Annotated in this window: 10 protein-coding genes; 5 read left to right on the forward strand and 5 right to left on the reverse strand. The window is 75.3% G+C overall.

What is annotated here, in order from left to right; all coding sequences use genetic code 11:
* The first annotated feature begins 140 nt into the window (after positions 1-140).
* Positions 141-431, forward strand: a complete 291-nt coding sequence (locus tag ABZ693_RS35420; protein ID WP_359885609.1) for a hypothetical protein — start codon at positions 141-143, stop codon at positions 429-431.
* Between the two features lie 260 nt (positions 432-691).
* On the opposite strand, the gene ABZ693_RS35425 is transcribed toward ABZ693_RS35420, so the two are convergent.
* The 3 genes from ABZ693_RS35425 to ABZ693_RS35435 all read right to left on the reverse strand — a co-directional run bounded on the left by ABZ693_RS35425 (position 692) and on the right by ABZ693_RS35435 (position 3,678).
* Positions 692-1,582 (reverse strand): universal stress protein, encoded by an 891-nt coding sequence (locus tag ABZ693_RS35425; RefSeq protein ID WP_359885610.1) that lies wholly within the window; start codon positions 1,580-1,582, stop codon positions 692-694.
* A gap of 192 nt (positions 1,583-1,774) precedes the next feature.
* Positions 1,775-3,067: an acyl-CoA dehydrogenase family protein gene (locus ABZ693_RS35430; RefSeq protein WP_359885611.1), complete on the reverse strand. Its 1,293-nt coding sequence runs from the start codon at positions 3,065-3,067 to the stop codon at positions 1,775-1,777.
* A 152-nt stretch (positions 3,068-3,219) separates the two neighbouring features.
* A complete protein-coding gene (locus ABZ693_RS35435) occupies positions 3,220-3,678 on the reverse strand; it encodes an RrF2 family transcriptional regulator (protein WP_359885612.1) in 459 nt (152 codons plus the stop codon).
* Positions 3,679-3,796: 118 nt separating this feature from the next.
* Here ABZ693_RS35435 and ABZ693_RS35440 point away from each other — a divergent pair, with 118 nt between their 5' ends.
* Positions 3,797-4,195, forward strand: a complete 399-nt coding sequence (locus ABZ693_RS35440) for a winged helix-turn-helix transcriptional regulator (protein ID WP_435842642.1) — start codon at positions 3,797-3,799, stop codon at positions 4,193-4,195.
* A gap of 51 nt (positions 4,196-4,246) precedes the next feature.
* Here the strand turns inward: ABZ693_RS35440 and ABZ693_RS35445 are convergent, their stop codons facing one another.
* Entirely contained in the window at positions 4,247-5,284 is a 1,038-nt protein-coding gene (locus tag ABZ693_RS35445; protein WP_359885613.1) for an NAD-dependent epimerase/dehydratase family protein, read from the reverse strand.
* A gap of 147 nt (positions 5,285-5,431) precedes the next feature.
* Here ABZ693_RS35445 and ABZ693_RS35450 point away from each other — a divergent pair, with 147 nt between their 5' ends.
* Positions 5,432-5,854, forward strand: coding sequence for a DUF5133 domain-containing protein (locus ABZ693_RS35450; RefSeq protein WP_359885614.1), 423 nt, complete (start codon positions 5,432-5,434; stop codon positions 5,852-5,854).
* Between the two features lie 38 nt (positions 5,855-5,892).
* The gene (locus ABZ693_RS35455; RefSeq protein ID WP_359885615.1) at positions 5,893-6,276 is read left to right on the forward strand and encodes a hypothetical protein; all 384 of its coding nucleotides are present in this window, start codon (positions 5,893-5,895) and stop codon (positions 6,274-6,276) included.
* A 66-nt stretch (positions 6,277-6,342) separates the two neighbouring features.
* On the opposite strand, the gene ABZ693_RS35460 is transcribed toward ABZ693_RS35455, so the two are convergent.
* Positions 6,343-7,677, reverse strand: coding sequence for a D-alanyl-D-alanine carboxypeptidase family protein (locus tag ABZ693_RS35460; protein ID WP_359885616.1), 1,335 nt, complete (start codon positions 7,675-7,677; stop codon positions 6,343-6,345).
* Positions 7,678-7,959: 282 nt separating this feature from the next.
* Between ABZ693_RS35460 and ABZ693_RS35465 the strand changes: the two genes are divergently transcribed.
* Positions 7,960-9,972: an NAD-binding protein gene (locus tag ABZ693_RS35465; RefSeq protein ID WP_359885617.1), complete on the forward strand. Its 2,013-nt coding sequence runs from the start codon at positions 7,960-7,962 to the stop codon at positions 9,970-9,972.
* Positions 9,973-10,001: the final 29 nt, after the last annotated feature.

Here is a 10,001-nt window from a genome sequence, read left to right on the forward strand (position 1 = left end):
TGAACGAGGTCAGCGAGGCGAGCGTGCACTGCCGGCGGCGCGGGTCGTGCCACAGCCGGCGCTTCTCCCCGGCCGGATTCGTTCCGGCCGGGGCGGCCCCGTCGGTGGCGCATACGCCGTTCGGGTGTGAGTCTGGAGGGATGAGTTGGGCATCGTGGACGACCGCCGGTGTGTACACCGGGCGGGGCGGGGTGCTGACCGACGAGGTGGGTGCCGTCACGGGTGACGTGACGGTGCACACCACCTTCGCCGAGGGAGAAGCACGCGTGGCCGTGCAGTACAGCGGGGCGTCCGACTGGTTCACCATGTCGGGCAGTCCCGTTCCCTGCGGATCGGAGCCGGAGAGCCGAGATCTGCACGAAGCGGTCGTGGAGGCCGTACGGAAGGGAGGCAAGGCCACCGTGCCGAGCATGCCGCACCTGTCCGGATAGCGGCGGCGGGCGACGGCCTCGGTGGCCCGCAGCGGCCTCGACGGCGACCGGAGGGCCCGGACACGGCAGGACCCGGACCCTCGACGAGCCAGGGCGGCGCGCCGGAGCCGCCACGCAGCGGCGCGCCATGAACCACCGGCCGCGAAGCGGCGAGCCGTGAAGCAGCGAGGGGTGCCGTACGCGCCGGGCTCCGGCGCGTACGACACCCCTTGGTCACTCCGGGCTCACGGCACCGCCGTGCGGCGCCCGTGTCGCGGAGGTCAGTCCTGCGGCTCGTCGTCCCCGTGCGGCGCGACCGCCACCGGGCACGGCGCCAGGTGCAGCGCCGCGTGTGCCACCGAACCGATCCGCCGGCCGAGCGCGCCGCGCCGGGCCCGCCGTCCGACCACCAGCAGCTGCGCCGACCCGGACTGCGACAGCAGCACCTGACCGGCGCTGCCCATCTCCACGTGCTCGGTCACCGGCACGTCCGGGAAGCGCTCCCGCCAGGGCGCCAGGGCCTCGCGCAGTGCCTTCTCCTCGTACGGGACGAGCCCGCCCGCCTCGTCGGCGAGCGCCAGCGAGCCCGGGCTGAACGCGAACAGCGGCGGCAGGCTCCAGGCCCGCACCGCCCGCACCGGGACACCGCGCGCAGCCGCCGTCTCGAAGGCGACCTTCAGCGCGGGCGCGCTGTCCTCGGCGTCGCCGGTCTGGCCCACGACGATCTCGCCGCCCACCTGCTCGGGCCCCTCGCCCTCGCGGGAGCGGACGGCGACGACCGGGACGGGGGAGGCGGCGATGAGCTGCTGCCCGTACGAGCCGAGGATGAAGCCCATCACCGGGCCGTGGCCGCGCGAGCCGATGACGAGGAGATCGGCGTCCTTGGCGGTCTCGAGGAGCGCGGCCACCGGCGTGTCGCCGAGGACCTGCGCGGACAGCGGACGGTCCGGGTGGCGGGAGGCGATCTCGGACTCGGCCTGCCGGAGCAGGTCACGGGCGGCCTTCTGCTGGACCGCCGGGTCCTGGGCGAGCGGCAGGTCGAGAGGCTCCCAGCGCCAGGCGTGCACCAGGCGCAGCGGCAGACCGCGGTACGCGGCCTCCCGGGCGGCCCAGTCCGCCGCGGCGAGGCTCTCGGGGGATCCGTCGACTCCCGCGACGATCTCACGACTCATCAGGATGCCTCCGTCGGTTCGACGCGGGGCCCGCCGGGCTGCGGACCCTCTTGCTGCGACCAGCTTGATCCTAGCGGCCGCGCGAGGAGAGGGTCGTACGTCCTGACTTGCCCCGCCGACCGGCCTGAACTGGGTATTCGTGAGATCGGCGGGGCCGGGGAGGGGCGGGGCCCGGGAGGGCCGGGAGGGTCCTCAGACCGGCAGGGTGAGCCGGGGGTGGGTGCCGTGGAGGTAGTGGTCGCCGATGTCGCGCAGACGGTGGTCGGGGGAGACGGGCGCGGTGAGCGCCCGGACGTTGCGCCAGAAGCGGTCGAAACCGGGGTCCGCGCCGAGGGGGTCGGCGGGGGAGCGGGGGGCGACGAGTCCGAGGACTCGGGTGGTGATGTCCGTCGCCGCGCGGTGGGCGACGGTCTCGGCCGCCGCGACGAGGACGGCGATGTCGGAACGTTCGCCGACGCCGAGGCCGTGCGCGGTGAGCAGGCCGTGCGCCAGGGCCTCGGTGGCCCGGTCGACGACCGCGGCCGCGGAGTGCGCCGCCGTCGCCAACTCCCCGTAGACGAGCAGCAGATACGGATCCTCCTCGGGCGCGGGACCGGTGTGCGCGGCCCGCTCCGGCCCGGTGGGCGCGGGCGGGGCGCAGCGGGACGCCCGGCTGACGTCACGCGCCTCGGCGAGCGCGCCCTCGGCGATGCCGAGCGTGACGTGGACCAGCAGCAGCCGCAGGGCGAGCGGGACGAGGCCGGCGTACGGGGCGACGGTGTGCTCGTCGTACGGGAGGACGCCGAGGATCTGTCCGGCGGCGACGGGCAGCCGGTCGAAGGTCACGGTGCCCGCCCCGGCGAGGCGTTGGCCGACCCGGTCGGCGTACGGCTCGGTGAAGACGGCGGGGTGCGCCGGGTCGGCGAGGACGACGAGGAGGTCCCCGCTCGTCGCACAGCGGGCACCGACGACGAGACGGTCGGCGACGGCGACGCCGGAGGCGAAGAACCGCCGTCCGGTGAGGTGGTACGTGCCGTCGCCGGCGGGGGTGAGGGCGAGATCGGCCGGGCGGGACGGGTCGCCGCTCTCCGTGCGCGGCGGCTCGACCGCTCCGGCCAGCAGCCCGTGCTCCCCGGCGGGGATGCCGGAGGGGTCCGGCCCCGGGGGCAGCAGCCGGGTGGCCCAGGACAACGCGCAGTGATGGGCGAGGAGTTCGCCGATCGAGCCGTCCGCCGCCGCTATCTCGCGGATCACCCGGCAGGCGGTGTGCCAGTCGGCGCCGGGTCCGCCGGGGCCGGGTGCGGTGAGCAGCCCGGGCAGGCCCGCCTCCCGGAGCCGGGCGACCTCGTCGAAGGGCGTCTTGCCGGCGCGGTCGCGGGCCGGGGCGTCGGCGGCCAGGTCGTCGGCCAGCTCTTGGGCGACGCGCGGCCAGACCGTGTCGTCAGCGATGTGGTCGTGCGGCGTGGTGCGGGCGGGTCGTCGCCGTGCCTTCCTGGGCGTCCTCACGTCACCTCACCGGATCCTCTCGTCGTATCCCCACTGGAGTGGTAGGGATAGTCGCAGAGGGGCCGCCCGACCCCCAAGAGGTGTTCGCATCGCGGACGATGCCGTATCGGTGGGCGGAACGGGCGCCGAGGGCCGGGGAGTTGAGGGCCAGGTCAGGGGTTGGTCCAGGCCTCCGGGGCCTCCGCGAGCGCCGTGATCTCCGGCGGCAGCCGGTCGGCGGCCACATCGGCCAGCGAGACGCCTTCGAGCACCTCGCGCACGTTCGCGCGCAACGCGACCCAGACCGTCAGGAGCGAGGCCGCCGGACCCGTGTACGACAACTCCGGCGGCCGCACGCCGCGTACCGACACCAGCGGGCCCTCGACGCAGCGAATCACGTCCGCGAGCGAGATCTCGCCGGCGGGCCGGGCCAGCCAGTAGCCGCCGTTGCCGCCCCGCCGGCTCAGCACCAGGCCGCCCTTGCGCATGTCGCCGAGGATCCCTTCGAGGAACTTGTGCGAGATCCCCTGGTGTTCGGCGATGGCCTCGGCCTTCAGAGGGCCGGCGTCCTGGGCGGTGGCGAGCTGGAGAGCGGCGCGCACGGCGTAATCGGCCTTGGCTGAAATGCGCATACGCGCATTATGCACAGCGGTCCGGGGGCGCGGGGGCCCGCGGAACCACCTGTACAGGGCACGGCTTGTTGCGGGGGTCGTGCTCTGTAACCATGGCGCGAGGTGGAAGGAGGCGCTCGTGTCGCACAGTCGCGTCGATGTGGCGGAGCGGATCGACAACGAGGCATGCCCGCTGACCGAGGTCCTCGAACGGGTCGCGGGCAAGTGGAGCATCGGCATCCTGGTCGCCGCCGCGCAGGGTCCGGTCCGGTTCACCGAACTGGAACGCGCCATCGCGGGCATCAGCCGGCGGATGCTCACCCTGAACCTGCGCAGGCTGGAGCGCGACGGTCTGCTCGTCCGCACGGTCTATCCGACAGTGCCGCCGAAGGTGGAGTACTCCCTCACCCCCATGGCCCGCGAGCTGCACACGAGCCTGTCCGGGCTGGTCGGCTGGGCCGAGCGGCACCGGGCCGACATCACCACCGCCCGCGCCGCCTACGACGCGTCCGCGGTGGATGCCGGGACGGCTTCCTGACGCGAGCCTCCAGGCCCCCCGTTCACGCCGCACACCGGGCGGCCGGGCCGGTCAGCCGAAACGGCCGCCGGCCAGCGGCGCCGTGGCGTCGCCGCCGCCCGCGCGGACGCCGCGCAGGAACGCCTCCAGGGCCTCCAGCGAGGTGCGGGCCGGCTCCCACCCGAGCTCCTGGCGCGCCCGGGCGGTCGTCATCACGGGCAGCCGCAGGACGGCGTCGAGCAGGTCGGGCGAGGCGGGCGCGAGCCGCATCCGCCAGGCCGCGGTGAGCGCCGCCCGCGCCGCGGGCGCCGGCACGGTCACCGGCCGCGCGTCGAAGAACCGCGCGAGCAGCTCCCCGTCCAGCACCGGATCGGCCGCCAGGTTGAACGCGCCGCGGACATCGCGCAGCACCGCCCGCACATAGCCGTCGGCCGCGTCGTCCGTGTGCAGCAGTTGCAGTCGCAGCCCCGGGAGCCCGGGCAGCAGCGGCAGCAGATCCGGCCGGATCAGCTGCCCCGGGAACCAGCGGCCCGCGAAGATGCGCCGCTGCCCGCTCGCCGACTCCTCCTTGAACTGGAACGCCGGCCGCATCCGCACCACCCGGGTCTGCGGATGGTCGCGTTCGAAGGTGTCCAGGACCCGCTCCAGATACGCCTTCTCCCGGGTGTACGCGGCCCCCGGCCAGCCGTGCGTCGGCCAGGCCTCCGACACCGGCGCGCCGCCGGCCGGCCCGGGGGAGTAGGCGCCCACCGACGAGGCGTGCACGAGGACCGGGACGCGGGCGGCGGCGACCGCGTCGAAGACCCGGAGCGCCCCGAGCACGTTGGTCCGCCAGGTCGTCAGCGGATCGCGGATCGGCTGGAACCGCCAGGCCAGATGGACGACCGCGTCCGCGTCCGCCACGTACCGGGCGAGCCGGGCCGTGTCGCCCTCCAGCGACAGATCGACCTCCGCCCACTCGGCCTTCGTCAGGGTCAGCCGGGGCCGGCGGCGGGCCAGGCCCAGGATCGAACCGACCCGTGGCTCCCGCTCCAGGGCCCGCATCACGCTCGTGCCGACGTTCCCGGTGGCGCCGGTGACGACCACCCGCAGTCGCTCGCTCGGGTTCATGCCTCGACCTTCCGCCATCGCGCCCGACCCCGCACGCGGACTGTACCGGTCACCGTTGGTGATGTCATCGGTCGCGAGGGTGAGCGAGCGGGCTCACGATGGATGCTCCAGGGGGCCCCTCGCGTACCAGGAAGGCCGGAGGACCGCATGCTGCTCCCCGACAGAACCACCGTCTCCCGACTGCTGCGGGCCTTTCGTGCCCTGGAGCGGACGGTGCTGGCCCGGCCGCACGACCCGGCGGCCCGCAGGCGGTTGGAGGACACCACGTACACCCTGTGCGTCCTGATGGGGGAGCGGACCGCAGGGGCGGCGGTACGTGCCGCCGAGCGGTACGTGGCCCGGCCCGCCCCGCCGGCGGCCTCACTGCCCGCGGCCGCCGCCGCGGCCCTCGCGCCCGCCGTACCGCCCTCGGCCGCGCGCGTGGCGTCCGACCCCCAGCCGCCGCTGCTCCGGACGACGGTGCTCCCGACGCCGGTGCTCCAGGGGGCCGCGCCTGCGGCGCCCGCTCTTCAGACACCGGACCTGGAGTCGCGCGGTTCGGCGCCGGCGGGCGGGGTACCCGCCGAGTAGGCCGGCCTCGGGGGCATGCCCCGACGGGAGGTGCCGCCATGGACGGGTCACGGCTCTCGCCGCGAGAGCGGCGGATCCTCGACGAGATCGAGCAGGACCTGGCCGAGGACACCTCCCTCGCCCGCCTCCTCGGCGCGCCCCCGCCCCGGGCCGGGCCCCGCCGGCGGCACCGCCTCCGGCCCTCGTGGCACCGGCCGTCCTGGCGAGCCCCGCGCTCCGCCGCGGTCGCCGCCGTCCTCGGCCCCGTCGCCCTCGTCCTCTTCGTGGTCGCCGTGGCCACCGGCACCCCCGGTCTGGTGTGGGCCTTCGTCGCCGTCTGGGTGCTGACCCTGGTCTTCCTGACGCGGCTGCTGCTGCGCTGGTCGCGCCGCCACCTGACGGGCGACGAGCGCCCCCGTCCCGACCAGGGGGAGATCCGTTGACCGTACGGCGCCGGGACCGCGCCTCCGTGTCGTACGGGCCCGGGACCGCGCCTCCGCCTCGTACGGTCAGTTGCCCCGCGTCCCGAACCGCCGCCACAGCCACAGCGACAGCGCCGCGCCGAACGCCGCCCCGATCAGCGCCAGCGGCAGCCGGGCCGTGGAACCCGACGGCACCTCGTCCTTCGGCGTGCCGTGCGGACCCGTCGCGGCCGCCGCGCGCAGATCCGTCTTCCGGGTGTCGCCGCCGTCCTGCGGACCCGCCTGTGCCTGTGTCTCGTCGCGAGCCGCGTCCGGCTTCGCGCGCCGTTCCTCGGCGGGCTTGAGGGACCCCACGGGGACGACCCGGCCCCAGGAGCCGAAACCCCAGTCGAGCAGCTCGCGGGTCTCCTCGTACACGGCGAAACCGTCGCCGCCCTGCGGGTTCATCACCGACACCACCAGGGTCCGGCCGCCGTGCCGGGCCGCCGCGATCAGCGTGTTGCCCGCGCCGGTGGTGTAGCCGTTCTTCACCCCGATCAGGCCGGGGTACGGGGCCACCCCGTCCGCGCCGGTCAGCAGACGGTTGGTGTTGACGATGCCGTACGACCAGCCGCCGGCCGGGAAGTCGGCGTACGGGGTCGAGCAGTAACGGGTGAACCGCTGGTCCTGGAGTCCCGCCCGGCCGAACACCGCCAGGTCGTACGCGGAGGAGACCTGGCCCGGCGCGTCGTAGCCGTCCGGGGAGACCACCCGGGTGTCGAGGGCGCCGAGCGCGCGGGCCTTCTGCTGCATTTTCTCCGACATCGCGTCCCAGCCGCCGTTCATCGCGGCGAGCACGTGCACGGCGTCGTTGCCGGAGCTGAGGAAGACCCCGTTCCACAGGTCCGACACCTTGTAGGTGTAGCCCTCCTTCACCCCGACCAGGCTGCTGCCGTCGCCGATGTTGTACAGCTCCTCGTCCTGGACGGTGTGCTGCTCCTCCGGGTCGTGACCGGGCAGCGCCGTCAGGGCGAACAGGGTCTTGAGAGTGCTGGCGGGCGGCAGCTGCTCGTGCGCGTTGCGCGCGGCGAGCACCTCGCCCGTCGACGCGTCGGCGACCACCCAGGACAGCGCGGAGACGGACGGCAGCTCCGGGGCGCCGCGCAGGGGCTGCACCTGGGTGCCGGAGCGGCCGAGCCGGGCGGGATCGACGACCTGGCGCGCGGGCGGGGTGGGCTCCGTGACCGCGGCGACGGAGGACGCGGTGGCGACCGAGTCCACTGAGGCGGCGGAGGCGGCGGGGGACGCGGAGGCGGCGGGGGACGCGGAGGCCGCGGAGGCGAGCGAGGTGAGCGAGGCGGCCGAGGCCACTGGGACCGGCAGGGCGAGCAGCAGTGCCGTGGCACCGGCGGCGGTGTGACGGACAGCGGGCATGACGATCATTCAGCCACCGTAAAAACCGCTCCCGGGCCCCGCAGATCGGAGTGCGCCGTCCGGCGTAGCCGTCGACCCTCGCCCGTGCCCGCTCCGGCGGCCCGGATCCGCGTCCCCGGCTTCCTCTCGCGGCTCCCGCGGCCGGCGGCCGTCGGGGGGAGCGCCCCGCGTCCGGGGCGGAGCACCCCGCCCTCGCCCCGGCCCACTGCCGGAGCGGCAGGGCATCCTGGTGACGTGTCCTCACTTCCGCATCAGAGCAGGCCTGTTGGCCAGGCACCCGCCGCCGACTCCATGTCCGAACATATGGTCGTCTGTGGTGACGACGTCCTCGCCCACCGTCTCGCGACCGAGCTGAACGAGATGTACGGCGAACGGGTCACCCTGATCGTTCCGCCGCTCGGTGACGGCTCCGCAGGGCAGCCCGCATCGCGCGCGGGGCGGGCGATGGCGCTCTTCGGACGGGTGACGGCGGCCGTCACCCGGACCGCCGGAGCCGCGACCACGACCGGGAACGGGGCCGGGAGCGGCAACGGGAACGGCGTCGGGAACGGGACCGGCATCGGGAACGGGGCCGGGGCGGTGGCCGGTGCCGGCAGCGGGGGGCCCGGGGGCGGTGGCACGGACGAGCCGCGACCGCCCGTACAGATCATCGAGTCCGCCGAGGCCGACGACGCCGTGCTGCGCGACGCCGGCGTGGAACGGGCCGCCGCGCTCGCGCTCGTCCTCGATGACGACGAGCGCAACATCCGCGCCGCGATGACCGCCCGCCGCCTCAACCCGCGCCTGCGCCTGGTCATCCGCCTCTACAACCGCAAGCTCGGCCAGCACTTCGCCACCCTCCTCGACCAGGCCGCGATCTTCGCCGACCCCGGCCTGGCGCCCGGCAGGCCGGACGCCGCGACCACCGTGCTGTCCGACGCCGCCACCGCCGCGCCCGCGCTCGCCGCGACCGCCGTCGTCGGCAGCAAGAAGGTCATCCAGGCCGGCGGCCTGCTGCTGCACGCCGTGGACCGCAACCCGCCCGGCCCCGGGGAACTCGCCGACCCCGGCCTGTGCACCCTCGCCCTGCTCTCCGCGACCAGCACCGACCCGGCCGGCAGCGAGGGCTCCGACCTCAGCGGCGACCAGGCGCCCCGCCTGCTGCCCGCCGACGACGAGGTGGCCGCCGCCACCGGACGGGCCACCCTCGCCCTCGAAAGGGTCGACTACGAGGGTCCGACGCGGCCCGGCGGCTGGTTCCGCTCCGCCCGGCTCCCGGTCGGCTCGCTGTTCTCGCGCCGGGTGCGCTGGTCGGTCGCCGGGGTCGCGGCCGCCGTCACCGCCCTCGCCGTCGCGTCCACCCTCACCACCGGCGACAACGTCCTGCACGCCGCGTACCTCATCCTGCTCGACATCTTCGGCATCGGGGATCCGGCCGTCGACGAACCGACCAGCCGGCAGGTCCTCCAGATCCTCGCCGGCCTCGTCGGACTGCTCCTGCTGCCCCTGGTGATCGCCGCGCTCCTGGAAGCGTTCGGCACCTTCCGCAGCGCGACCACCCTGCGCCGGCCGCCCCGCGGACTCTCCGGCCATGTGGTGCTGCTCGGCCTCGGCAAGATCGGCACCCGGGTCCTCGCCCGGCTGTGCGCCATGGACATACCCGTGGTGTGCGTCGAGGCCAATCCCGAAGCCCGCGGGATCGCGCTCGCCCGGCGGCTGCGGGTGCCGACCGTCGTCGGCGACGTCACCGAGGAAGGCGTCCTGGAAGCCGCCCGGATCCACCGGGCCCGCGCCCTGCTCGCGCTCACCAGCGTCGACATCACCAACCTGGAGGCCGCGCTGCACGCGCGCTCGATCAACCCCGGGCTGCGGGTAGCGCTGCGGCTGTACGACGACGACTTCGCCACCGCCGTCTACCGCACCCTGCGCGCCGTACACCCGCACGCCCTCACCCGCAGCCGAAGCGTCTCCCACCTGTCGGCTCCCTCGTTCGCCGGGGCGATGATGGGGCGCCAGATCCTCGGCGCGATCCCCGTGGAACGCCGGGTGCTGCTGTTCGCGGCCCTCGACGTCGCCGAACACCCGCTCCTGCAGGGCCGTACGGTCGCCGAGGCGTTCCGGCCCGGTGCCTGGCGGGTGATCGCCTGCGGCGACGCGGGCGTCCCGTCCGACCGCGCCGGATACGGGCCGCTCGGCGAACTGCCCGACGACCTGGTCCTCGGCCCCGGCGACCGCGTCGTGGTCGCCGCCACCCGCCGCGGCTTCGCCGAACTCCAGGGCCCCGGCTGTTCCACGACGACATCGACCACCCCACCTGGTCGCTGACCCTCAACGGCGTCCTGGCGAAGTCCAGC

It is taken from the genome of Streptomyces laurentii (assembly GCF_040635425.1).
Classification (GTDB): domain Bacteria; phylum Actinomycetota; class Actinomycetes; order Streptomycetales; family Streptomycetaceae; genus Streptomyces; species Streptomyces laurentii.